Genomic DNA, 25214 nt, shown 5'->3' with positions numbered 1-25214 from the left:
CCCTCGAACAACGGATCGCCCGCGTCACCCCCTATGCCTTGGAGTCTTGATGGAGCGTCCCGCCTGGGCCCCGCTCGGCATCGACATCTCGATGCCCAGCGTTTCCCGCATCTACGACTATTACCTGGGCGGTTCGCACAACTTCGAGGTGGACCGGGAGGCCGGCCGCAAGGCCATGGAGTTCATGCCGGGCCTGCCGAAGATCATGCAGGCCAATCGCGCCTTCATGCGGCGAGCGGTGCGGTACGCCGTCGGCGAGGGGGTCACCCAGTTCCTCGACATCGGCTCCGGCATCCCGACCTTCGGCAACGTCCACGAGGTGGCGCAGCAGGCCAGCGACGAGGCGCGCGTCGTGTATGTCGACCACGACCCGGTCGCCGTCGCGCACAGCGAGGCGGTCCTCGACGGCGACGAACGGGCCGCGGTCGTCGCCGCGGACCTGCGCAAGCCCCGGGACATTCTGGGCAGTTCGGAAGTCGACGCGCGCCTCGACCTGGACCGCCCGGTAGCCCTGCTGCTCGTCGCCGTCCTGCACTTCGTCGAGGACGCGTACGATCCGTACGCGGCGGTCGCCGAACTGCGGGACGCCCTCGCGCCCGGCAGTCTGATCGTCGTCACCCACGCCTCGTACGAAGGGATCCCGGTTCCCCCCGAGCAGGCCGACGGCACGGTCGGTGTATACAAGGACATCCGCAATCCACTGATCATGCGCTCGCGCGACGAGATCGCGCGGTTCTTCGAGGGATACGACATGGTGGAACCCGGCCTGGTGCCGATGCCGCACTGGCGGCCCGACACGGCGCCCGACGAGGAGGACCCGTACTCCTTCTCGGGGTTCGCGGGCGTGGGACAGAAGCGTTGAGCGCCGAGCCGGACGGGCCGGAGGGAAGACTCCGCAGGTTCGCCACCATCTGGAGCCGTGCCATCTTCCCGGTGACGGCGACCTCGCTGACCCGTCCCGAGTTCGAGGAGCAACTGGTGCCGCTCGCCCGGCGGTTGCGCGACGCGCTCCAGGAGCGGTTCTTCGACGCGACGCAGGGCCACGCGGTCGGTGCCGCCCTCATCGACACGCACTGCACCGACCCCGAGGCGCTGAGCCGCACCCTCGACTGTGTCGACGCCTACCTGGTCCTGTACTGCGGCGGCGACGGCTCCCAGGAGGAGCTGCGGGCCCGCAGCTCACGCATCCAGCACGCGGTGGCGGCCGGTTTCGCCCAGGCGCTGCGCGAGCGCACCCTCGCCGAGCAGGAGGCGATCTCCCGCGCCGCGCTCAGCGCGCGCAGTGCCGTCGCCGAAGCCCTGCACGCGAGCGAGGCACGCTTCAGGGCGGTCTTCCACGGGGCGGCGATCGGCATCGGCATCGCGGGCCTGGACGGCACGATCCTGGAGGTCAACGACGCGTTGGTGCGCATGTTCGGCGGCCTGGAGAGCAACCTGCGCGGACGTAACGCGGCCGAGTGGACACACCCCGACGACTCGCCCCACGTATGGAAGCTGTACGAGGAGCTGGTGCGCGGCGAGCGCGAGCACTACCGCGTGGAGAAGGCCTTCTACCGCCCCGACGGCACGGTCCTGTGGACGAACCTGACCGTCTCGCTGCTGCGGGACGCGGACGGGCTGCCGCAGTACCAGCTGGCGTTGATGGAGGACACCACGGAGCGCCGGCTGCTCAACCTCCGCCTGCGCTACGAGGCCACCCACGACGCGCTCACCGGTCTGCCCAACCGCACGCTGTTCTTCGAGCGTCTGGAGAAGGCCCTCTCGGCGGGTGAGAACGCCCGGTTCGGCCTCTGCTACCTCGATCTCGACGGCTTCAAGACCGTCAACGACAGCCTCGGGCACGCGGCCGGCGACCGGCTGCTCGTGGAGGTCGCCGACCGGCTCCAGTCCTGCGCGACCGCACCCGGCGAGATGGTGGCCCGGCTCGGCGGCGACGAGTTCGTGGCGCTCACCACGGGCCCCGACACCGAGACCGAGGTCGACGAGCTCGCCGGGCGCATCATGAACGCCCTCTCCGCCCCGATCCGCGTGGACGGCCGCGAGCTGACCGTGCGCGGCAGCATCGGCATCGTGGAGGGTCCCGCGGGGGAGCGCGGCGCGGCGGAGGTGCTGCGCAGCGCCGACATCACGATGTACCGCGCGAAGTCCGCGGGCGGCAACCGCTACGAGGTCGCCGACCCGGAGGCCGACGCCCGCGCCATCACCCGGCACGGCCTGACCACCGCGCTGCCCGCCGCCCTGGAGCGCGGCGAGTTCTTCATCGAGTACCAGCCGCTGGTGCACCTCGGCGACGGCAGCGTGCGCGGCGCCGAGGCGCTGGTGCGGTGGCTGCACCCGCAGCACGGGATCATCGGCCCCGACCGGTTCATCCCGCTCGCCGAGCACACCGGCCTGATCGTGCCCCTTGGCCGCTGGGTCCTGGAGGAGTCCGTACGGCAGGCCCGCCTCTGGGAGTCGCGTACGCAGGGCGGGGCGGACGCCGCGCCACTGCGGGTCAACGTCAACCTCTCGCCCATGCAGCTCACTCATCCGGGTCTTGTCTCCGACACGGTCGACATCCTGGAGCGCGAGGGCCTCGCGCCGGGCGCGCTCTGCCTGGAAGTCACCGAGTCCGCGTTGATAGGAGCGGACGACGATCTGCTCAAGCCGTTGCGCAGGCTCGCGGAGATGGGCGTCGACATCGCGCTCGACGACTTCGGCACGGGCTACTCCAACCTCGCCAATCTGCGCAGGCTGCCGGTGAGCGTGCTCAAGCTGGACCGCTCCTTCACCCAGGGCATGCAGCACTTCCCGGCCGACCCCGTCGACCTGAAGATCGTCGAGGGGATCGTCGCGCTCGCCCACAGCCTGGACCTCGCGGTCACGGTCGAGGGCGTCGAGACGGGCCACCAGGCGGACCAGTTGCGGGAGCTTGGCTGCGATACGGCTCAGGGCTGGTATTACGCGCGTCCCGGTCCGCCGGACCGCCTGCATGAACTGGCACTGGCGGACGCGGTCGGCTGACCGCCGGGGGGAGCGTAGGCGGACCAGGGCTCGGGGGTGCGCCTGATCCGCCGTCCGCGGGTCTCGTGTGGTTGCGCGCGCAGTTCCCCGCGCCCCTGACGGGGCACGATGGGCGCCCCTTAAGGGGCGCGGGGAACTGCGCGACCAGCCACCACACACCCGCACCCGGCATGCGACCCGCACCCCCGAGCTCTTACCCGCCCCCTGCCAACAGCATCCGCTGAAGCTCCCGCGCAGCCCGCGGCGGCGCCACATCACTGCGGTGCGCCAGCGCGATCGTCCGATGCAGGCTCGGCTGCGAAAGCCGCGTCACCCGCAGATCCGACCCCGACCGCTCCGCCACCATGCGCGGCACGACCGCCACCCCGAGCCCGGCCCGTACGAACCCCAGCACCGCGTCCATCTCACCGCCCTCCACCGCGAACTCCGGCTCGAACCCCGCGGCGCGACACGCGGCGACGGTGAGCTCCCGCAGGTCGTATCCGTGCCGGAACATCACCAGGCGCTCACCCTGGAGGTCGGCGATCCGCACGGACTCGCCGAGGCGGCGCCGCGCCCGCGGGGAGGACACCACCACCAGGTCCTCGCGCAGCAGCTCCACCGTGGTCAGCGCCGGTGACGGACTCGGCAGCGGCAGCACCACCAGCGCCAGATCCAGCGCCCCGCGCGCCAGCTCCCGTACGAGGTCGTGGGAGCCGCCCTCCTCGATGAGCAGCTGGATCCCCGGATGCCGGTCGTGGAAGGCGCGCAGGACCTCCGGAAGCAGCCCCGTGCACACGCTGGGGGTCGCGCCGAGCCGGATCCGGCCACGCCGCAGCTGCGCCAGCTCCTGCACCTCGATCCGCGCGGTGTCCGCGTCCGCGAGGATGCGGCGGGCCAGCGGCAGCAGCGCCTCGCCCGCGTCGGTCAGCGTGATGTTGCCGCGGGCCCGGCTGAACAGCTCCGCGCCGAGCTCCTTCTCCAGGGCCCTGATCTGCTGGGAGAGGGACGGCTGGGAGACATGGACCTCCTCCGCCGCCCGCGTGAAGTGCCGCGTCTCGGCGACCGCGACGAAGTAGAGGAGCTGCTGGAACTGCATGCAGGCACCCTACGCCGCACGATAGGCCAAGGCTATCGAGATGAGCCGAACCATCTCTTGGACCGATCGGGACTTCCGGCCGTAGCGTCGCTGACATGGCTCTGGCAACGCGGACGGACAAACGGCCGTCCATGACCCGCACGCTCTGGGACTCCACCATCGGCAAGAAGACCGTGATGGCGGTGAGCGGTCTGATCATGCTGCTCTACCTGGTCGCGCACATGGTCGGAAACCTGAAGATCTTCTTCGGCCCCGAGGAGATCAACCACTACGCGCACTGGCTGCGCACGGTCGGCGAGCCGTTCATGCACTACGAGTGGACGCTGTGGCTCGTCCGCGTGGTCCTCGTCGCCGCCGTCGTCGCGCACGCCACGTCCGCCTACCAGCTGAGCCGCCTGGACATCAGGGCGCGCCCCACCAAGTACGTCCACAAGAAGGCGCAGGCGACCTTCGCGACCCGCACCATGCGCTGGGGCGGCGTCATCCTCGGCCTCTTCATCGTCTGGCACATCCTCGACCTGACGACCGGCACCGTGCACCCGGGCGGCTACGAACACCTGCACCCGTACCAGAACATCATCGACACCTTCTCCACCTGGTACGGCAACGTCATCTACATCGTCGCCGTCGTCGCCCTCGGCTTCCACGTCCGGCACGGCCTGTGGAGCGCCGCGCAGACCCTGGGCGTCGGCACCGCCACCCGCGACCGCGTCCTGAAACCGCTGGCGGGCGGACTCGCGCTGGTGCTGACCGTCGGCTTCGTCTCCGTACCCGTGGCCGTCATGACCGGACTGGTGAGCTGAACCATGAACTACTCCAGTGAGTACGCCGCCTACGCGACCGGCGAGCCGCTCGTCGACGCCAAGGCCCCGAGCGGCCCGATCGCCGACCGGTGGGACACCCGTCGCTTCCAGGCGAAGCTGGTCAACCCCGCCAACCGCCGCAAGCACACCGTCATCGTCGTCGGCACCGGCCTGGCCGGCGGCTCCGCCGGGGCCACGCTCGCCGAACAGGGCTACCACGTCGTGCAGTTCTGCTATCAGGACTCGCCGCGCCGCGCCCACTCGATCGCCGCGCAGGGCGGCATCAACGCCGCGAAGAACTACCGCAACGACGGCGACTCGGTGCACCGCCTCTTCTACGACACCGTCAAGGGCGGCGACTTCCGCGCCCGCGAGTCCAACGTGCACCGCCTCGCGCAGATCTCCGTCGAGATCATCGACCAGTGCGTCGCGCAGGGCGTGCCGTTCGCCCGCGAGTACGGCGGACTGCTCGACACCCGCTCCTTCGGCGGCGTCCAGGTGTCCCGCACCTTCTACGCGCGCGGCCAGACGGGCCAGCAGCTGCTGCTGGGCGCCTATCAGGCGCTGAGCAGGCAGATCGCCGCCGGAAACGTGGAGATGCACCCGCGCACCGAGATGCTGGACGTCATCGTCGTCGACGGACGGGCCCGCGGCATCATCGCCCGTGACCTGATCACCGGCAAGATCGACACCTACTTCGCCGACGCGGTGGTCCTCGCCTCCGGCGGCTACGGCAACGTCTTCTACCTGTCGACGAACGCCATGAACTCCAACGCCACCGCCGTCTGGCGGGCCCACCGGCGCGGCGCGTACTTCGCCAACCCCTGCTTCACGCAGATCCACCCCACCTGCATCCCGCGCACCGGCGACCACCAGTCCAAGCTCACGCTGATGAGCGAGTCGCTGCGCAACGACGGCCGGATCTGGGTGCCGAAGGCGAAGGGCGACCAGCGGCCGCCGAACGAGATCCCCGAGGACGAGCGCGACTACTACCTGGAGCGGATCTACCCCTCCTTCGGCAACCTCGTGCCCCGCGACATCGCCTCCCGCGCCGCCAAGAACGTATGCGACGAGGGCAGGGGAGTGGGCCCCGGCGGGCAGGGTGTCTACCTCGACTTCGCCGACGCCATCCGGCGCATGGGCAAGAAGAAGGTCAAGGAGAAGTACGGCAACCTCTTCGACATGTACGAGCGGATCACCGCCGAGAACCCGTACGAGGTGCCGATGCGGATCTACCCCGCCGTGCACTACACGATGGGCGGCCTCTGGGTCGACTACGACCTCCAGACCACCGTCCCCGGACTCTTCGCGATCGGCGAGGCCAACTTCTCCGACCACGGCGCGAACCGGCTCGGCGCGAGCGCCCTCATGCAGGGCCTCGCCGACGGCTACTTCGTCCTGCCGTCCACCATCAACGACTACCTCGCACGCAACCCGCACAAGGACGAAGTCGACGCCGAACACCCCGTCGTACAAGAGGCGTTGGCCGAGACCGAGGACCGCCTGAACCTCCTCCTGTCCGTCGACGGCGACCGCACCCCCGACTCCTTCCACCGCGAACTCGGGGAGGTCATGTGGGAGTTCTGCGGCATGGCCCGCACCGAGAGCGGCCTGCGCAAGGCCCTGGAGCGCATCCCGCAGATCCGTGAGGAGTTCTGGCGCCGCATCAAGGTGCCCGGCACCGGCGAGGAGTTCAACCAGTCCCTGGAGAAGGCCAACCGCATCGTCGACTACCTGGAGCTCGCCGAGCTGATGTGTCTCGACGCCCTGCACCGCGCCGAGTCCTGCGGCGGCCACTTCCGCGAGGAGTCCCAGACCCCGGACGGCGAGGCCGCCCGCCGCGACGAGGAGTTCTCCTATGCCGCCGCCTGGGAGTTCACCGCCACCGGCGAAGCCCCCGTCCTGCACAAGGAAGACCTCGTCTTCGAGTACGTCCACCCCACCCAGCGGAGCTACGCATGAAGCTCACCCTGCGCGTCTGGCGCCAGAAGAACGCCGACGCCGACGGCGCGATGTCCACGTACGAAGTGGACGGCATCTCGTCCGACATGTCCTTCCTGGAGATGCTCGACACCCTCAACGAAGAACTCATCGTCCAGGGCGAGGACCCCGTCGCCTTCGACCACGACTGCCGGGAGGGCATCTGCGGCGCCTGCTCGCTCGTCATCAACGGCGACGCGCACGGTCCCGAGCGCACCACCGCCTGCCAGCTCCACATGCGGTCCTTCGCGGACGGCGACACGATCGACATCGAGCCGTGGCGCGCCGCCGCCTTCCCGGTCGTCAAGGACCTCGTCGTGGACCGCTCCGCGTTCGACCGGATCATCCAGTCCGGCGGCTACATCAGCGCCCCGACCGGCTCCGCGCCCGACGCCCACGCCACGCCCGTGCCCAAGCCGGACGCCGACTTCGCCTTCGAGCACGCCGAGTGCATCGGCTGCGGGGCCTGCGTGGCCGCCTGCCCCAACGGCTCGGCCATGCTGTTCACCTCGGCCAAGGTCAACCACCTGAACGTCCTGCCGCAGGGCTCGCCCGAGCGCGAGACCCGCGTCCTGGACATGGTGGCGCAGATGGACGAGGAGGGCTTCGGCGGCTGCACGCTGACCGGTGAGTGCGCGACCGCCTGCCCGAAGGGCATTCCGCTGCCGTCCATCTCCGCGATGAACAGGGAATGGTTGCGGGCCACCCGCAAGGTCAGCCGGTAGCTCCGCTGAAGGGGCCGGTGGGGATCTGCGGGTCCGATGTGGCCGGCCGCGCCGTTCCCCGCGCCCCTTCGGGGCGTCTAGCCGAGCGCGCGGGCCAAGTACGGGGCGGTGCGGCTGCCCTCGGTCCGCGCCACCTCCGCCGGGGTGCCCGCCGCCACGATCAGGCCGCCCTGGTCGCCGCCGCCGGGCCCGAGGTCGATCACCCGGTCGGCGCCCGCGACCACCGCCATGTCGTGCTCGACGACGACCACCGAGTTCCCGGCGTCGACCAGTTCGTGCAGGCGGTGCGTGAGCACCTCCACGTCGGCGGGGTGCAGCCCCGCCGTCGGCTCGTCGAGGAGGTAGAGCGTGTGACCGCGCCTCACCCGCTGCAACTCGCTCGCCAGCTTGATCCGTTGGGCCTCGCCGCCCGACAGCTCCGTGGCCGGCTGCCCGAGCCGCAGATAGCCGAGACCGACGTCGAGGAGCGTGCGCAGGGTGCGGACGACGGACGGCGTGTCCGCGAAGAACTCCGCGGCCGCCTCCACCGTCAGGTCGAGCACCTGGGCGATGTTCTTCCCGTGGTACCTCACCTCGAGGGTCGCCGGGTTGTAGCGGGCGCCCGCACAGTCAGGGCAGGGCGCGTACGTGCTCGGCAGGAAGAGCAGCTCGACGCTGACGAAGCCCTCGCCCTGGCAGGTCTCGCACCGCCCGCCCGCGACGTTGAACGAGAACCGGCCGACGCCGTGACCCCGCTCCTTCGCCGCCTCCGTGGCCGCGAACACCTTGCGCACGACGTCGAAGAGGCCCGTGTAGGTGGCGAGGTTGGAGCGCGGTGTGCGGCCGATCGGCTTCTGGTCGACGCGGACCAGCCGGCCGACCCCCGGGAGATCCTCGGTGATCTCGCCGACGAGCGTGGACTTGCCCGAGCCGGAGACGCCCGTGATCGCCGTGAAGGCGCCGAGCGGGAGCTCCGCCGTCACCCCGCGCAGGTTGTGCCGGGTGACCGGACCGACCTTCAACCAGCCCCGGGGCGCGCGCACTTCGCGTACCGGAGCGGTCTCGCGGTCGAAGAGGAAGCGGGCGGTCGCGGACTCCTCGACGCCTTCGAGCGCGGCGACCGGGCCGCTGTGCAGCACCCGGCCGCCGTGCTCGCCCGCGTGGGGGCCGACGTCGACGAGCCAGTCCGCGTGGCGCACGACGTCGAGATGGTGCTCCACGACGAAGACGGAGTTGCCCGCGGCCTTGAGGCGGTCCAGAACCGTCAACAAGGCCTCCGTGTCCGCCGGATGAAGCCCCGCCGACGGCTCGTCCAGCACGTACACCACCCCGAACAGACCCGAGCGGAGCTGCGTCGCGAGCCGCAGGCGCTGGAGCTCTCCCGCCGACAGGGTGGGCGTGACACGGTCCGGACTGAGATAGCCGAGGCCCAGTTCGGTGACGGTCGCGATGCGGGCCAGCAGGTCCTCGGTCAGCACGCGCGCCGTCTCGGACGTGTCCACGCCGCCCGCGAGGACGTCCGCCAGCTCGGCCAGGGGCAGCGCGGCCAGCTCGGCGATCGTCCGGCCCGCGAACGTGACCGCCAGCGCCTCGGGACGCAGCCTGCTCCCGCCGCACGCCGCGCAGGGCGCGCTCGCCAGGAACCGTTCCGCCTTGGCGCGCAGCGTCTGGCTCTTGGAGTCCGCGAAGGTCTTCATGACATAGCGCCGGGCGCTCATGTACGTGCCTTGGTACGGGCGTTGGATGCGGCCCGCCTCGCGCACCGGGTGCACGGTCACCACCGGCTGCTCGTCCGTGAAGAGGATCCACTCGCGGTCGGCGGCGTCCAGCTCGCGCCACGGCCGGTCCACGTCGTAGCCGAGGGTGTCCAGGACGTCCCGGAGGTTCTTGCCCTGCCAGGCGCCCGGCCAGGCGGCGATCGCGCCCTCGCGGATGGACAGCGAGGGGTCGGGGACCAGCAGCTCCTCGGTGGTCCGGTGGACACGGCCGAGGCCATGGCACTGTGGGCACGCGCCGGCCGCCGTGTTCGGCGAGAAGGCGTCCGAGTCGAGCCGCTCGGCACCCTCTGGGTAGCTGCCGGCGCGGGAGAAGAGCATCCGCAGGGAGTTGGACAGGGTGGTCACCGTGCCGACGGACGAGCGCGAGGTCGGCGACGAGCGGCGCTGCTGGAGCGAGACGGCGGGCGGCAGGCCCGTGATCTCACCGACCTTCGGGGCGCCCACCTGGTGGATGAGCCGCCGGGCGTACGGGGCGACGGACTCGAAGTATCGCCGCTGCGCCTCGGCATAGATCGTCCCGAAGGCGAGCGAGGACTTCCCCGAGCCGGAGACGCCGGTGAAGACCGCCAGCACGTCACGCGGGATGTCCACGTCGACGCCCCGGAGGTTGTGCTCCCGGGCACCCCGGACGCGTACGAACGGATCGTGAGGGCTGTGCATGGGTGCTCCGTACGCGGCTCGGGGACAAACCCCACGATTCTAGGTCGTGGGCCGGAGCGCGAGCCGGGCAGGTGTCCGGAGGCACAGGGGGTACCTGGAGATATGCGTCCTTGTTAAGGTGTGGTCTCTTGTCAAGGGCGTCGGGTGGTGGGGGAAATGGCATCGGGCACGGGCACGATTCTGAAGTTCGACGGGATGCGCGGTTTTGGTTTTATCGCGGCGGATGACGGCGGCGAGGACGTCTTTCTCCATACATCGGTTTTCTCGGGCGATCCCGGGACTCTCGTACCCGGTGCGCGCGTCGAATTCCAGATCATCGAGAACGACCGCGGGCGGAAGGCGTTCGCGGCGCATCTCGTCGACGGCGACGGCACGGCGGCGCCCGCGCCCGCGGTGAACGGACACGTCGCGCCGTCGGGGCGGGGCGCGGCGCAGGGGGCCACCGGCGACGATGGAGTGTGCGACGTCCTGTCGCGCGACGAGTTCACCCATGACGTCACCGAGGTCCTGCTGTCGGCGGCGCCGGACATGACCGGCGACCAGATCGTGCGGGTGCGCGCGAGCATGCTGGAATTCGCCGAGAAGCGGGGTTGGGTCGATCTCTGAGGCCGGACGGGGAGCGGCCGCGTCGGCTCATCCGTGCCGTACGGTGCGCAGTTCCCCCGCGGCGGACACGTCCGCGCAGCCCGCGAGCCCCAGGGCGTCCCCGAACTCGTCGGCGAGAAGGGCGAGGACGCGTCGGACGCCCGCCTCCCCGCCCATCGCGAGCCCCCAGAGCGCCGGACGCCCGACCAGGACGCCGCGCGCGCCGAGGGCCAGCGCTCTCAGGATGTCCGTGCCGCTGCGGACACCGCTGTCCAGCAGGACCTCGCAGCGGCGTCCTGCCAGGGCCGAGACGACCTCCGGCAGCGCGTCCGCGCTCGGGACGGCGCCGTCCAGCTGACGCCCCCCGTGGTTGGAGACCACGACGGCGTCCACCCCGCACTCGGCGGCCCGTACCGCGTCCTCGGCGGCCAGCACGCCCTTGAGGACCAGCGGCAGCCGCGTCCGCTCGCGCAGCGCCGCCACCGACGACCACGTCAGGGCCGGGGAGAACGCCGCGTCGGTGTGGGCTGCCAGCGCGGAGACGGCGTCGCCCGGTGCCTGGTGCGCCCGCGTGGGCCCGATGGCGAGGTGGGCGGCGCGCACGTGGTCCGGCAGCGCGAACCGGTTGTGCATGTCCCGCAGCCGCCGCCCCATCCACGGCACGTCGACGGTCAGCACGACGGCCTGCGCGCCCGCGTCCTCGGCCCGGGTGACCAGGTCGAGCGAGCGGCCGGGCTCGCGCAGCCAGTAGAGCTGGAACCAGACCGCCGCGCCGGTCGCCGTGAGCCGCTCCACCGGCACACTGCTGAGCGTGCTCACGATGAACGGCACCTCCGCCGCGCCCGCCGCCCGCGCGGCGGCCAGCTCGCCCTCGGGGTGCACGAGCCGCTGGTAGGCGACCGGCGCGATCGCCAACGGCAGGCGGACCGGATGCCCGAGGAGGGTGGTCCGCGTCGTGCACCGCGACACGTCCCGCAGGACGCGCGGGACGAGGCGGACCCGGTCCAGCGCGGCACGGTTGGCGTCGAGCGTCGTCTCGGCGCCGCTGCCCCCGGAGATGAAGTCGCGGACCTCGGCGGGCAGGACGGCGGCCGCGGCGCGCTCGACATCGGCTAGGCACAAGGCGTGGGCCGGGTCCGCGTGCGCAGCCCGCGCCGTCGTCGCCTCAGCGCTGGTGGAATCCACGCTGCTTCGTCCGCTCCATCTCCACGGCCTCGTAGAGCGCCTTGATGTTCGCGCTGCCGAAGGTCTCGGCGCCCTGCCGCTCGATGATCTCGAAGAACAGCGTGCCCCGGGGGTGGTCCGAGGCGGTGAAGATCTGGAAGAGCTGCCCGTCGTGGTCCTCGGCGGCCAGCACGTTCGTCGCCCGCAGGTCCTGGAGCCGCTCCGCGCTCAGGGCGACCCGCCGGCCGAGCAGGTCGTAGTACGACGACGGGGTGCGCAGGAAGGAGACCCCCCGTCCGGACAGGGCACGCACGGAGGCCACCGCGTCACCCGAGGAGAACGCGAGGTGCTGGACGCCCGCGCCCTGATGGCTCTTGAGGAACTCGTCTATCTGGCCGCTCGCCGCGGAGGTGTCGGGCTCGATCAGCGTCAGCGTCACCGTGCCCGACGGGCTCTGCACGGCCGTCGACTCCATCGCCTGGGCGCCGACGACGATGCGCTCCTCGAAGATCTCGCGGAAGCCGAGGGCGTCGCGGTAGTAGCCGACCATCGGGGCGAGGTCGCCCGCGTTCAGGCACACGGCTATGTGGTCGAGCTCCAAGAGGCCGACGTCCGCGACCGGATCGTGGTCCGGGGCCGGCACGGGGACGTGACCGACTGGCAGCCCAGGGCCCTCGCCGGGCTCACGTCCGACGAGTGTGTGGACCAGGTCCCCGAAGCCTCGGACCGCCGCCGTGACGGTGGGCCCGCCGTCGCCGTGCCGCCGCGGACGCCGGTGCGCCGTGGCGCCCCGCGCGAGCGCCACGTGGAAGGCGGCCTCCGGGTCGGCGGTGCGCAGCGCGATGTCGGCGACACCGTCCCCATGGGCCAGCACGTACGCGGACGCGGGGTGCTCCTCCGACGTCGCCTGTGTGAGGACGAGCGTGATCCGCCCCTGGCGGAGGGTGACGCCTCGGTGGTCCGCGGAGGTGTTCGCGCCGACCACCGTGAAGGCGTACCGGTCGGTCCAGGACGACGTCGCCGCCGCCAGGTCCGCCACATACATCTCGACGTAGTCGATCGACAGATCATTCAGCGGATTTCCCGCCGGCGTTAAAGAGCTCATGAATGTCTCCAGTTCCGGAGAGAATCAGTTTCTGGGACTCTACGATCCCGGCCCACCTTTGGCTATGAACGATATGGACGGCCGACTTTGCCGTCCGGAACCGTCCAGAATAAAGTGGGCGGCCTTTCGGTTAATGGGCGAAGGTCTTTCGAACGGGTGATGTTCAGTGATGCGCACCATGACCGTCATCGGCACCGGTCTCATCGGCACCTCGATCGCACTCGCCGTGAGCGGGCGCGGCGTGAGGGTGTTCCTGTCCGACCGCGACCCCGCCGCCGCGCGGACGGCCGCCGCCCTCGGCGCCGGCCTCGCCAGGGACCCCGGGGAAACCGTCGACCTGGCCGTGATCGCCGTCCCGCCCAGCCACGTCGGCGCCGTCCTCACCGAAGCCCAGGAGCGCGGTCTCGCCCGGGCCTACACCGATGTGGCGAGTGTGAAGGCGGGGCCCGAACAGGCCGCGCTGCGCCGCGCCCCGGATCCGGCCCGCTACGTCGGCGGCCACCCCTTGGCGGGGCGCGAGCGGTCGGGGCCGCTGGCCGCCAGGGCCGAGCTCTTCCGGGACCGCAACTGGGTCCTCACGCCGTCCCGGCTGACCTCGGACGAAGTCTTCGAGCGGGCCCTCGAACTGGTCGCCCTGTGCGCCGCCGTCCCCGTCGTGATGCGCAGTCAGGACCACGACGCGGCCGTGGCCGTCACCTCCCACGTCCCGCATCTGATGGCCAGCCTGATGGCGGCCCGGCTGACGGAGGGCCCCGCAGGCCTTGCCCGCGTCGCGGGGCAGGGGCTGCGTGACGCCACCCGGATCGCCGCCGGCGACTCGCGGCTGTGGGGCGACATCCTGCAAGCCAACGCCCCGGCCGTCGCGGGCGTCCTCAAGGACCTGCACGCCGACCTGTCCCGCCTCGTACCGGCGGTGGACGCGCTGACCCGGGCGGGGGGCGCGGACCGGGACCTCGGCATGCGGACCCTGGTGGACCTGCTCGACCGGGGCATCTCGGGGCTCGCCGAGATCCCGGCCGCCGGGGCCGGCCCGCAGGAGGGCGGCCAAGGGGTGCGGGTCGCCGTCGCGGAGCGCCCCGGAGAGCTGGCGCGGCTCCTCGCCGCCGTCGCGGACCTCGGTGTCGCAACGGAGGACGCCGCCGTCGAGACGGCCGCCGCGGGGGCCGGGTTCACCGTGCGGTTCGGCCTCCCCGCCCGGACCGCGGAGAAGGTCGCGGACGCGCTCGACGCCGGCGGCTGGACCGTCGTACGGGAAGACGACGAGAGGCTGCCGCAGATGGGGGAGGGGCAGGCGGTGCCGGGCGTTCCCGGCGTGTGAGGTGACGACGTGTCCGCTTGCGTCCCAACATGTCCAAGTGCGCGAACCGGGCGGTTGGACGGCGTTGTTGGACCGTCGCCATTTGTGTGACTCTGAGCGCCGGTCGCCGAATTACCGATAACTGATAACTACTGCCGGACGCCTGGGGGAAATCCATGGCGGAACAGATCGCCGATGATCCTGCGCGCTCCGCGCACCAAGCGCGACAAACGAGCCTGGGCTCAGATTTCGTCCCGCACAATTCCCCCGACGAGCGCGCCCGTGCCGCGAACCGCGACGCCTTCGACCGGATCGGCCTACGGCAGGGGCGATTTGGCGGACAGGGCTCAGGGCGACGGGAGCGGACGGGCGCAGAGGCGCGGCGGACGAGCGCCGGGCCGCCCGAGACCACCGTGAAGATCCTGGACCGAAGCTGGCCGGCGCCGCTGGTCGTCGGCCCGCTGGACGCCCCGGCGCGCCCCGGCGGCGAACTCGCCGTCGTCCGGGCCGCCGCGGCGGCGGGGCTGCCCGCCGTGGTGAGCGCCTTCGCCGAGCGGAGCTTCGCCGAACTCGCCTCCGCGGCCGCCGACGCACCGCCATGGCTGCGGACCTACGCCTTCCAGGACCGGGAGACGGCACGGCACCTCACGGGGCGGGCCGAGGACGCCGGGTTCGGGGCGCTGCTCCTCACGCTCGGGGACCGCGACGACGTCCGTGCCCGGCGCGTCGCCGCCCCCGCCGACCTCGGCGTCCGGGGCCCCTTCGACGACGTGCGTACGCTGCTGAGGGCCCGCGCCGAGTGGTCCGACGTGGCATGGCTGCGCGCCGCCACCGCCCTGCCGCTGCTGGTCGCGGGCGTACGCGGCCCCGCCGACGCGCGGCGCGCCCTCGACACCGGCGCCGACGGCATCGTGGTCACCGACCTCGACGCGCTCCCGGAGATCGCCGCGTCCGTCGCGGGCCGCTGCCCCGTCCTGCTGAGCGGAGGCGTCCGCCGCGGCGCCGACATCGTCGCCGCCCTCGCCTCGGGCGCCGACGCCGTCTTCGCGGGCCGCCCGGTCCTCGACGGCCTGCGGGCGGGCGGGCGCGCGGGCGTGACGGAAGCACTGGACGGCCTCCTCCGGGAGCTCGGCGACGCGATGGCGTTCACCGGGGCCGCCACGGTCACGGACCTCGGCCCCGACATGATCCGCACCGGCCCTCACCCGGCGGACGCGCCGCCCACCCGGGCGGCCGGGCGGCCGCTGCGCAAGACCGAGCTGCACGCCGCCGTGTCCGACCCGGTGCTGGACACGATGACGTTCCTCAACGAGATCACCACCCGCTATCCGGAAGCGATCTCCTTCGCGCCGGGCCGGCCGTACGACGGGTTCTTCGACAGCGAGCAGATCTTCACCCACCTGCGCCGGTACCTGAACCACCTGGAGGAACAGGGAAGTTCACCGCAGCAGGTGCGCACGGCCATGTACCAGTACGGCCCCACCGCCGGCCAGATCCGCGAGATCATCGCCGACTCGCTGCGCGCCGACGAGAACATCGACGTACCGGCCGAGTCCATCGTGGTGACCGTCGGCGCGCAGGAGGCGATGCTCCTCGTGCTGCGCGCCCTCATGACCGGGCCCGACGACGTCCTTCTCGTCTCCAGCCCCTGCTACGTGGGGATCACCGGCGCGGCCCGGCTCCTGGACGTCGCGGTCACCGCCGTGGAGGAACGCGAGGACGGCGTCTCCTGCGCCGATCTGGAAGCGGCCATCCGGACCGAGCGGGCGCGCGGCCGGCGGCCCCGCGCCTTCTACGTCGTACCGGACCACTCCAACCCGTCCGGGACCACGATGGGCGCGCGGGCCCGCGCCGAACTCCTCGAACTCGCCGCCCGCCACGGCATCCTCGTCCTGGAGGACAGCCCCTACCGTCTGGTGAGCCCCGGCCGACCGCTGCCGACCCTGAAGTCCCTGGACCGCACGCACACCGTCGTACACCTGGGCTCGTTCTCCAAGACGGTGTTCCCCGGTGCCCGGGTGGGCTTCGTCATCGCCGACCAGCCAGTGGTCGACGACACGGACGACACGGACGACACGGACCGCACGGACGGCGCGGACGGCGCGGCCCGCGTCGGGCTGCTCGCGGACGAACTCGCCAAGATCAAGAGCATGGTCACGGTCAACACCTCCTCGCTCAGCCAGGCCGCCGTGGCGGGCGCGCTGCTCGCGGCGGAGGGGCGGGTCTCGGAGATGAACACCGCGGCCGCCGCCTACTACGGCGACGCCATGCGGGCCACACTCCGGGAACTGGACCACCGGCTGCCGCCGGAGCGGCGCGAGGCTCTCGGCGTGCGCTGGAACGAACCCACCGGCGGTTTCTTCCTCACCCTGCGCGTGCCGTTCCGTGCCGACAACGCCGCGCTGATCCGCTCGGCGCAGGACTTCGGCGTCATCTGGACGCCCATGACGTACTTCCATCCCGGCGGAGGCGGCCTGCACGGGATCCGCCTCTCCACCAGCTATCTGACGCCCGCCCAGATCGCGGAGGGCACCGCGCGGCTCGTGCGCTTCATCGAGGCGCAGAGCGCGGCACCGCACACGAGCTCAGGAGGAGCGGCACGATGACCGGCACCAGCGCCATGCGAGAACCGCTTCGCAGCAAACCACGCATGTGGGGGTGGACCTTCCGATGACCGTCGACACAGCACTGCCCGGGGTTCCGGACGAGACCCGGGCCCCGGGGCGCCGGGAGAGCGGATTCCTGGCGGCCCCGAGGCTGGTGGGCGTCGGCACGGCCGTGAGCGCCACCTCCTACTCCCAACGCGAGGTGCTCGACGCCTTCGGGATCACGGATCCCAAGGTGCGGTCCGTCTTCCTCAACAGCGCGATCGAGCGGCGCAACCTCACGCTGCCGGCCGAGGACGCCCATGGCGTCCGCGCCCCCGAGTCCCAGGGCGACCTGCTCGACAAGCACAAGGCGTTGGCCCTGGGGATGGGCGGCGAGGCCCTGCGCGCCTGCCTGAAGGACGCCGGGGCCGAACTCGCCGACCTGCGCCACCTGTGCTGTGTCACGTCCACCGGTTTCCTCACGCCCGGCCTCAGCGCCCTGCTGATCAGGGAGTTGGGCATCGACCGGCACTGCGGCCGGGCCGACATCGTGGGCATGGGGTGCAACGCGGGAATCAACGCGCTGGGCGTGGAGGCGGGCTGGGCGGCGGCACACCCCGGTGAGCTGGCCGTGGTGCTCTGCGTGGAGGCGTGCTCGGCTGCGTACGCGATGGACTCGACGATGCGCACGGCCGTCGTCAACAGCCTCTTCGGTGACGGCGCGGCAGCCGTCGCGCTCCGTGCCGAGCAGAGTCCGGCGCGTGGACCGGAGCCCCAAGGCGGGCCTGTGCTGCTGAAGTTCGCGAGCTGCATCATCCCGGACGCCGTCGACGCGATGCGCTACGACTGGGACCGCGATCAGGGCAGGTTCAGCTTCTTCCTCGATCCCCGGATCCCCTACGTCGTCGGCGCGCACGCCGAGATCGTCGTCGACCGGCTGCTGGAAGGCACCGGTCTGCGCAGGAGCGACGTCCGGCACTGGCTCGTGCACTCCGGAGGCAAGAAGGTCATCGACGCCGTCGTCGTCAACCTCGGGCTGACCCGCCACGACGTACGTCACACCGTCGGTGTGCTGCGCGACCACGGCAATGTGTCCAGCGGCTCCTTCCTCTTCTCCTACGAACGTCTCCGCGAAGAGGGCGTCGCCCGGCCCGGCGAGTACGGGGTGCTCATGACCATGGGGCCGGGCTCCACGATAGAAACGGCGCTGATCCGATGGTGAGGACGGACGGGACCATGAAGTCGCCGCGCGCTCTGGAGTTGGACGGTTCCACGCCCCTCTCCGCCAGGGCCGTCAAGGCCGTCGCCGACCTCTGCGACCGCGCGGAGGACACCTGCGGCTCCGGTCACGGCACCGTGGTCGTCCGCGTCACCGGGGCGCCGGCCGGTGATTGGACCGGCGGCCTCGACGTCATGCTCGTCACCAAGTGGGAGCGCGCGCTGCGCCGCCTGGAGCGGCTGCCCACCGTCACCGTGGCGGTGGCGCGCGGCGACTGCGGCGGCACCGCGCTCGACGCGTTCCTCGCCGCCGACCTGCGGGTGGCGGCCCCGAACACGCGCCTGGTCGTGCCGCGCGACGCCACGGCCACGTGGCCCGGCATGGCGGCCTACCGCCTCGTGCACCTCGCTGGAGCCGCGCGGGTCCGCAAGGCCGTCCTGTTCGGCCGCGCCATCGAGGCCGCCGAGGCGTTGGCGCTCGGCATCGTCGACGAACTGACCGACGACCCGGCAGCGGCGATGAGCGGCGCGGCCGAACTGGCGGCCGGCCTCTCCGGCAAGGAGCTCGCGATCCGCCGCCAGCTGCTGTTCGACGCCGCGACGACCAGCTTCGAGGACGCCCTCGGCGCCCACCTCGCGGCCTGCGACCGGGCCCTGCGCCAAGGCGCGGAGAAGGAGGCGGCGGCCTCGTGACGACGATCTTGCCCGGGCCCTCTGAAGGGCCTGGACGGCCTGGATGGCCTCGACAGCCGGGGCAGTTCGGACGGCCTGAGCAGCCCGAACAGCCTGGACAGTCTGGATGGCCTGAGCAGCCCGGACAGCTCGGTCACCCCGAACAGGATGGGCAGCTCGCACAGCCTGGACGGCCCGAACAGCCTGGACGTCTTGAGCAGTCCGGACAGTCTGGATGGCCTGGGCAGTCCGAACGGCCTGAGCAGTCAGGACGGCCCGAACAGCGTGGACGGCCCGAACAGGGTGGCCACCCCGGACAGCCCGGCCACTCCAGCCACCCGAGAGAGCCCGGCCACTCCAGCCACCCCGAACAGCCCGGACGCTCCGCCGAAGCCGAGCCCCCGAACCCCGCCGCTCACCGTGACGTCCGGGACATCTGGTCGGCCATGGCCGCCTCCTCTGGAGTCGTCGCCCACGCCGAGAGGCTTATGGCGAGCCTGCCGGCGCCGCCCGAGCGTACGTCCGGCCAACGGGCCGAGACGGACGCCGCCAAGGACGCGGCCCGCGCGCTGCGGGCCGCCTTCCTCGACACGTACGCCGACGCCGTGTACGACCTGCTGACCGCGGGCCGCACCGTGCCCCTGCGGATCGGTGAACTCCTCGACGCCGCCGCCACCGAACTGCCCGGCCTGGTGCCCGACGAGGACCGGCTCGCGGCGGAGCGGCGCAGGCCGCAGGCCGCCAAGGAGGGGCATGAGATCGACCAGGGCGTCTTCCTGCGGGCCGTGCTCCGCTCACCGGCCGCAGGCCCACATCTGCTCGACGCCATGCTTCGGCCGACTCCCCGGGCCCTCGCGCTCCTCCCGGAGTTCACGCGCACCGGCGTCGTGGAGATGGAGTCCGTACGCCTCGAACGGACCGACGACGGCGTGGCGCGGCTGACCATGTGCCGGGGCGACCGTCTGAACGCCGAGGACACCCGCCAGGTCGACGACATGGAGACCGCCGTCGACCTCGCCCTGCTCGACCCCGCCGTACGCGTCGGGCTGCTGCGCGGCGGCGAGATGAGCCACCCGCGCTACCGCGGCCGGCGCGTGTTCAGCGCGGGCATCAACCTCAAGAGCCTCAGCTCCGGCGACATCCCGCTGGTCGGCTTCCTGCTCCGCCGCGAACTCGGCTATCTCCACAAGATCGTGCGCGGCGTACCCGCCGACCACCCCGGCCAGTGGCACTCGCCCCGCCTGGAGAAGCCGTGGGTCGCCGCCGTGGACGGCTTCGCCATCGGCGGCGGCGCCCAACTCCTGCTCGTCTGCGACCACGTGCTCGCCGCGTCCGACGCCTACCTCAGTCTGCCCGCCGCCAAGGAAGGCATCGTTCCCGGCGTCGCGAACTTCCGGCTCAGCCGCTACGCGGGCCCCCGCGTCTCCCGCCAGATCATCCTCGGCGGTCGCAGGATCAGGGCCGCCGAGCCCGACGCCCGGCTGCTCGTCGACGAGGTGGTCGAGCCCGAGGAGATGGACGCCGCCGTCGAACGGAGCCTGGCCCGGCTCGACGGCGCCGCGGTCCTGGCCAACCGCCGCATGCTGAACCTCGCCGAGGAACCACCGGACGCGTTCCGTGCGTACGTGGCGGAGTTCGCGCTCCAGCAGGCCCTGCGGATCTACGGCAAGGACGTCATCGACAAGGTCGGCCGATTCGGCGCCGACCGGCCGGACGCGGCGGGGAACGGCGCCGCGGCCGCCCGCGGATGAGGGGAGAGCACGATGCCGATCGCCCGGGCCAACGGGGTCGGACTCGGCTACGACGAGTACGGCACCGGAGAGCCGATCGTCATGGTCACCGGCACCGGCGCGCCCGGCCGGATGTGGCGCACCCACCAGGTGCCCGCCCTCACCGCGGCGGGCCACCGGGTCATCACACTCGACAACCGGGGGATCCCGCCGAGCGATCCCTGCCCGGAGGGGTTCACCCTCGACGACATGGCGGCGGACATAGCGGGTCTCATCGAGTACCTCGACGCGGGACCGTGCCGGGTCGTGGGCTACTCGCTGGGCGCCATCGCCGTGCAGGAACTGCTCCTGACCCGCCCAGGTCTCGTACGCCAGGCCGTCCTGATGGCGACCAGCGGGCGCTCGGACACCCTGACCGCCGCCATGACGGCCGCCGACCGGGACCTCGGCGACAGCGGCGGCACGCTCCCGCCCCGCTACGCGGCGTACGTGCAGGCCCTGCAGAACCTCTCGCCGCACACCCTCAACGACGAGGAGCGGCTACGGGACTGGCTGGCCGTCTTCGAGCTGTCGGCCGCCGACCCGTCATCCGCCCGCGGCCTGCTCGGACTCCAGCTGATCCCGGACCGCCGCCACGCGTACCGGCGCATCAGGCGCCCGTGCCTGGTCATCGGATTCCAGGACGACCTGGTCGTCCGCCCGCACCTGTCACGGGAGGTCGCGCGGAGCATTCCCGGCAGCGTCTATGCAGAGATCCCCGGCTGCGGCCACTACGGATATCTGGAGAGGCCCGCCGCCGTTAATTCCGCGATCATCGACTTCTTCACGACCTGAACCGGGCGGCCGTCCTGGACGGCCTTGTAGGCCCTCATTGCGCCCGGCTAGCGTAAAACACGTCCTGCCGACGGAAATTGAATTGATCGGAGTGGTCATGCCGAACCCGTTCGACGACGAAAACGGCACCTTCCTGGTTCTCGTCAACGACGAGAACCAGCATTCGCTCTGGCCCTCCTTCGCCGAAGTGCCGGCCGGTTGGCAGACCGTCTTCGGCGAGGACACGCGCCAGGCCTGCCTCGATTACATAGAGGAGAACTGGACCGACATGCGGCCCAAGAGCCTCATCGAGGAGATGGACAAGTACGAAGCCGCCGGCTGAGCGCGCCCGGACCGAAACGACAACGGAAACGGGAGGTTTTCGTGGCCATGATCGGCGGCCCGGGGCCGGTACTGATGAGCGGTATGGGACCGGACCAGCCGGTGACCAAACAGCGGATCAAGCCCGGCACGGCGAAACGCGTGATCCCCTACACGAAACCGTATCGGCTCAGCATCGTTCTCTTCCTGGTCATCACCGCGCTCAACGCGGGAAACGTGGTGGCCACGCCCCTTCTCTTCATGTACCTCATCGACAACGGCATCGTCGAAGGCGACACCTCGGTGGTCGTGTGGATCTCCGTGGCGGTCGCCGGCATCGCGCTCCTGAGCACCGTGCTGGGGTTCGCGGAGGCCTGGTACTCGGGCCGGATCAGCGAAGGGCTCATCTACGACCTCCGCACCAAGATCTTCGACCATGTGCAGCGGCAACCGCTGGCGTTCTTCACCCGCGCGCAGACCGGGTCGCTCGTCAGCAGGCTCAACACCGACGTGGTCGGCGCCCAGCACGCGGTCACCACACTGCTGTCCACGGTGGCGTCCGCGGGCCTGACGCTGATCCTCGTACTGATCACGATGTTCTATCTGTCCTGGGTGGTCACCCTGATCTCCCTGGTGATCATCCCGCTGTTCATCCTGCCCGGGAAGCTGGTCGGCGGGCGGCTCCAGCGGATCATGCGGGAGCACATGCAGGTCAACGCCGAGGTCGGCTCCTTCATGAGCGAGCGGTTCAACGTGACCGGCGCCCTGCTGGCCAAGCTGTACGGCCGTCCGTCGGGCGAGACCGGCATGTTCTCCGGGCTGGCGGCCAAGGGCCGGGACCTCGGCATCCTGACCTCCGTCTACGGCAAGATGCTCTTCCTGACGATGATGCTGGTCGGTTCGCTGGCCACCGCGCTCGTCTACGGCCTCGGCGGCAGCCTCGTCATCGAGGGCACCTTCCAGATCGGCACCCTGGTGGCGCTGGCCACCCTGCTCACCCGGCTGATGGGCCCCATCAACCAGCTCGCCGGCGCGCAGACGAGCGTACTGACCGCCTTCGTCAGCTTCGACCGGCTCTTCGAGATCCTCGACCTCAAGCCGTTGATCTCCGAGAAGCCGGACGCCGTGCCCCTGCCCGCCACGAGCGAGGGCGGCGGGACGGCGCCGGACATCGAGTTCGACGGCGTGTCCTTCCGCTATCCGCGGGCCGCCGACGTCTCGCTCGCCTCCCTGGAGTCCATCGCCCTGCCCACGCAGGAACGCGCGCAGAACGCCTGGACCTTGAGCGGCGTCAGCTTCACCGCGCCCGCGGGCAAGCTGACCGCGCTGGTCGGCCCGTCCGGCGCGGGCAAGACGACGATCACCCACCTGGTGCCGCGGCTGTACGACCCGGTGGAGGGCGCCATCAGGATCGGCGGCCACGACATCCGCGACGTGACGCTGCGGTCCCTGAACGACGCCGTCGGCATGGTCACGCAGGACGCGCACCTCTTCCACGCCACCATCCGCGACAACCTCACCTACGCGCGCCCCGACGCCACCGAGCCGGAACTGGTCGAAGCGTGCAAGGCGGCCCAGATCTGGCAGCTGATCGAGGCGCTGCCCGACGGCTTCGACACCGTCGTGGGCGACCGCGGCTACCGGTTCTCCGGCGGCGAGAAACAGCGCGTGGCCATGGCGCGGCTGCTGCTCAAGGCCCCGCCCATCGTCGTCCTCGACGAGGCGACCGCGCACCTCGACTCGGAGTCCGAGGCGGCGCTGCAACGGGCCCTGAAGACCGCGCTGAAGGGGCGCACCTCGCTGGTGATCGCCCACCGCCTGTCCACCATCCGCGACGCCGACCAGATCCTCGTCGTCGACCAGGGCCGGATCCAGGAGCGCGGCACCCACGAGGAACTCATGGAACTGGACGGGCTCTACGCGGAGTTGTACCGCACCCAGTTCTCCCGCCAGCCGTCACAGAACGGCGCCGCGCCCGCCGGGGCCGAGTCCGAGAACGGCGCCGCGCCGGTGCCCGAACCGGTCGGCGGCCCGCCGGGCGGCCCGCCCGGCACCATGTTCACCGCCGGTCCTGGCGGCTCCTTCCAAGGCGGCCCAGGAGGTCCGGGCGGCCCTGGCGGGCCCGGTGGTCCCGGAGTCTTCATCACACCCGGCGGCCCCGGCCCCGGACCGCACGGCCCCGGACAAGGACCCGGCGGTGTGCCCCCGGGCCACGGGTGAGCACTCTCCCGTGGCGGGACCCGGGCCGGCCCCTTCGCGGCGGGTTGCGCGGGAGCGGCCCGGGGTCCGCGCCGCGGGAGTAGCCTGACAGACGTCCGGGTGCCTCCGTGGGGGTGAGCGGTGAGGGTGCTGCGCAAGGAAGGCACGACGGCCGAGGACGCCGCCCGCCGGGCGGCCCCCCGGCGTTGGAGCCGGATCGTGACCCGTCTGACGCCCCGCCGGGTCCGCGTCCGGCTCACCCTCCTGTACGGGGGGCTGTTCGTCGTGTCGGGCGCCGTCCTGCTGACCATCACCTATGTCCTGGTGAACCGTTCGAACGGCATGCTCGTCTTCAGCCGTGGCAGGTCGGGCCCCTCCGGAGACGCCAACGCCCGCATATACACGGGTGACGGCGCGTCGCCCATCCTGGACCGCTTCGCCGAGGCGCAGCGACAGCAGGCGCAGCGCCAGCACACACTGGAGATGAACCGCCTGCTGTTCGAGTCCGGCGTCGCCCTGGCGATCATGTCGGTGATCGCGATCGGCCTCGGCTGGTTCGTCGCGGGCCGGGTGTTGCGGCCGCTGCGCACCATGACCTCCACCATCCAGCGGATCTCCGCGCACAACGTGCACGAACGCTTGGACGCCGAGGGCCCGGCCGACGAACTGAAGGACCTGGCGGACACGGTCGACGGGCTGCTCGGGCGCCTGGAGGGGGCGTTGGACTCCCACAAACGTTTCGTGGCCAACGCCGCGCACGAACTGCGTACGCCGCTGACCGTCGAACACGCGCTCCTTGAGGAGTCGTTGATAGACCGCGACGCGACCATCGAGTCGTTCCGGTCCAACTTCGAGCGGCTGCTGGCGCTGAGCGAGCAGCAGGCACGGCTGCTGGAGTCGCTGCTGACCCTGTCCAGCAGCGAACGCGGCCTGGACCGCCGCGAGCCGCTGGAGCTGGCCGAGCTTGCGGGCAAGGCGGTGCTCGGCTGCCGCGAGCAGGCGCGGCGGCGCGGGCTGCGGGTGGAGGCGGTGACCGAACCCGCGGGCACCTGCGGCGACAGCGCGCTGGTCGAACGCCTGGTGGTCAACCTCCTGGACAACGCCATCGGTTACAACGTGCCGGATGGGTGGGTGAAGGTCGTGACGCGCGTCGTCGCGGGCGAGCACGCCGTCGTACGGGTGACCAACTCGGGCAGGCGGATCCCACCGGAGCGGGTGGGCCGCTTGTTCGAGCCGTTCCAGCGGCTCGACCGCACCGCGGCCGACGGGCACCACGGCCTCGGCCTGTCGATCGTGCGTTCCATCGCCGCCTCGCACGACGCCACCTTGAACGCGCACGCCAGGCCGGAGGGCGGTCTCGTCGTCGAGGTCGCCTTCCCGTTGCGGACGGCGGAGAGCCCGCCGGCCCGGCATCACGACGGCGGACACCGCCTGCCCCGCACCGCCTCCGTGACGGCCGCGGGCGACTCGACCTCCCGGTAATTCCTCTGCCGGATGATTCCGGCTCCACCGCGTG

General features: G+C 71.6%; 19 protein-coding genes. 15 read left to right on the top strand and 4 right to left on the bottom strand.

What is annotated here, in order from left to right; genetic code table 11:
* The first annotated feature begins 49 nt into the window (after positions 1-49).
* Complete coding sequence (locus ACF062_RS36620) at positions 50-862, top strand: SAM-dependent methyltransferase (protein ID WP_392144169.1); 813 nt, start codon at positions 50-52, stop codon at positions 860-862.
* Complete coding sequence (locus ACF062_RS36615; RefSeq protein WP_223778385.1) at positions 859-3003, top strand: bifunctional diguanylate cyclase/phosphodiesterase; 2145 nt, start codon at positions 859-861, stop codon at positions 3001-3003. Before ACF062_RS36620 ends, ACF062_RS36615 begins: the two co-directional genes overlap by 4 nt.
* Before the next feature lie 193 nt (positions 3004-3196).
* On the opposite strand, the gene ACF062_RS36610 is transcribed toward ACF062_RS36615, so the two are convergent.
* Positions 3197-4081: a LysR family transcriptional regulator gene (locus ACF062_RS36610; protein WP_392144168.1), complete on the bottom strand. Its 885-nt coding sequence runs from the start codon at positions 4079-4081 to the stop codon at positions 3197-3199.
* Between the two features lie 95 nt (positions 4082-4176).
* On the opposite strand from ACF062_RS36610, the gene ACF062_RS36605 reads away from it, so the two are divergent.
* The 3 genes from ACF062_RS36605 to ACF062_RS36595 are packed head-to-tail and all read left to right on the top strand — an operon-like array spanning position 4177 to position 7589.
* Positions 4177-4884, top strand: a complete 708-nt coding sequence (locus ACF062_RS36605; protein ID WP_392144167.1) for a succinate dehydrogenase — start codon at positions 4177-4179, stop codon at positions 4882-4884.
* A 3-nt stretch (positions 4885-4887) separates the two neighbouring features.
* Positions 4888-6846, top strand: coding sequence for a fumarate reductase/succinate dehydrogenase flavoprotein subunit (locus ACF062_RS36600; RefSeq protein WP_392144166.1), 1959 nt, complete (start codon positions 4888-4890; stop codon positions 6844-6846).
* Entirely contained in the window at positions 6843-7589 is a 747-nt protein-coding gene (locus ACF062_RS36595) for a succinate dehydrogenase/fumarate reductase iron-sulfur subunit (RefSeq protein WP_392144165.1), read from the top strand. The genes ACF062_RS36600 and ACF062_RS36595 overlap by 4 nt, the downstream gene beginning before the upstream one ends.
* Before the next feature lie 77 nt (positions 7590-7666).
* On the opposite strand, the gene ACF062_RS36590 is transcribed toward ACF062_RS36595, so the two are convergent.
* On the bottom strand, positions 7667-10006 hold the full coding sequence (locus ACF062_RS36590; protein ID WP_392144164.1) for an ATP-binding cassette domain-containing protein: 2340 nt from the start codon (positions 10004-10006) through the stop codon (positions 7667-7669).
* Between the two features lie 156 nt (positions 10007-10162).
* Here ACF062_RS36590 and ACF062_RS36585 point away from each other — a divergent pair, with 156 nt between their 5' ends.
* Complete coding sequence (locus ACF062_RS36585; protein ID WP_392144163.1) at positions 10163-10612, top strand: cold-shock protein; 450 nt, start codon at positions 10163-10165, stop codon at positions 10610-10612.
* A 27-nt stretch (positions 10613-10639) separates the two neighbouring features.
* Here the strand turns inward: ACF062_RS36585 and ACF062_RS36580 are convergent, their stop codons facing one another.
* Positions 10640-11776, bottom strand: coding sequence for an alpha-hydroxy acid oxidase (locus ACF062_RS36580; protein WP_392144161.1), 1137 nt, complete (start codon positions 11774-11776; stop codon positions 10640-10642).
* Entirely contained in the window at positions 11757-12860 is a 1104-nt protein-coding gene (gene hppD / locus ACF062_RS36575; RefSeq protein WP_392144159.1) for a 4-hydroxyphenylpyruvate dioxygenase, read from the bottom strand. Before hppD ends, ACF062_RS36580 begins: the two co-directional genes overlap by 20 nt.
* A gap of 169 nt (positions 12861-13029) precedes the next feature.
* Between hppD and ACF062_RS36570 the strand changes: the two genes are divergently transcribed.
* From ACF062_RS36570 to ACF062_RS36530, 9 genes are all read left to right on the top strand, one after another.
* Positions 13030-14178, top strand: coding sequence for a prephenate dehydrogenase (locus tag ACF062_RS36570; RefSeq protein ID WP_392144158.1), 1149 nt, complete (start codon positions 13030-13032; stop codon positions 14176-14178).
* 155 nt (positions 14179-14333) lie between these two features.
* Complete coding sequence (locus tag ACF062_RS36565; RefSeq protein ID WP_392144156.1) at positions 14334-16763, top strand: aminotransferase class I/II-fold pyridoxal phosphate-dependent enzyme; 2430 nt, start codon at positions 14334-14336, stop codon at positions 16761-16763.
* A gap of 64 nt (positions 16764-16827) precedes the next feature.
* The gene (gene dpgA, locus ACF062_RS36560) at positions 16828-17967 is read left to right on the top strand and encodes a 3,5-dihydroxyphenylacetyl-CoA synthase DpgA (protein WP_392144154.1); all 1140 of its coding nucleotides are present in this window, start codon (positions 16828-16830) and stop codon (positions 17965-17967) included.
* Between the two features lie 14 nt (positions 17968-17981).
* Entirely contained in the window at positions 17982-18656 is a 675-nt protein-coding gene (gene dpgB, locus ACF062_RS36555) for an enoyl-CoA-hydratase DpgB (RefSeq protein WP_392144152.1), read from the top strand.
* A 425-nt stretch (positions 18657-19081) separates the two neighbouring features.
* Positions 19082-20386, top strand: a complete 1305-nt coding sequence (dpgC, locus tag ACF062_RS36550) for a (3,5-dihydroxyphenyl)acetyl-CoA 1,2-dioxygenase DpgC (protein WP_392144150.1) — start codon at positions 19082-19084, stop codon at positions 20384-20386.
* A gap of 12 nt (positions 20387-20398) precedes the next feature.
* Positions 20399-21199 carry an alpha/beta fold hydrolase gene (locus ACF062_RS36545; protein WP_392144148.1) on the top strand — a complete coding sequence of 267 codons (801 nt, stop codon included), beginning with the start codon at positions 20399-20401 and terminating at the stop codon, positions 21197-21199.
* Between the two features lie 97 nt (positions 21200-21296).
* Positions 21297-21521 carry an MbtH family protein gene (locus ACF062_RS36540; protein ID WP_223778400.1) on the top strand — a complete coding sequence of 75 codons (225 nt, stop codon included), beginning with the start codon at positions 21297-21299 and terminating at the stop codon, positions 21519-21521.
* Between the two features lie 47 nt (positions 21522-21568).
* Positions 21569-23719: an ABC transporter ATP-binding protein gene (locus ACF062_RS36535; RefSeq protein ID WP_392144314.1), complete on the top strand. Its 2151-nt coding sequence runs from the start codon at positions 21569-21571 to the stop codon at positions 23717-23719.
* Positions 23720-23917: 198 nt separating this feature from the next.
* The gene (locus ACF062_RS36530; RefSeq protein ID WP_392144146.1) at positions 23918-25180 is read left to right on the top strand and encodes an ATP-binding protein; all 1263 of its coding nucleotides are present in this window, start codon (positions 23918-23920) and stop codon (positions 25178-25180) included.
* Positions 25181-25214 lie beyond the last annotated feature (34 nt).

Source organism: Streptomyces sp. NPDC015345 (assembly GCF_043078805.1).
In the GTDB taxonomy this organism is placed as follows: Bacteria; Actinomycetota; Actinomycetes; order Streptomycetales; family Streptomycetaceae; genus Streptomyces.
Note: the sequence above shows the minus strand (reverse complement) of the source record. Positions and strands in the feature narration are given on the sequence as shown.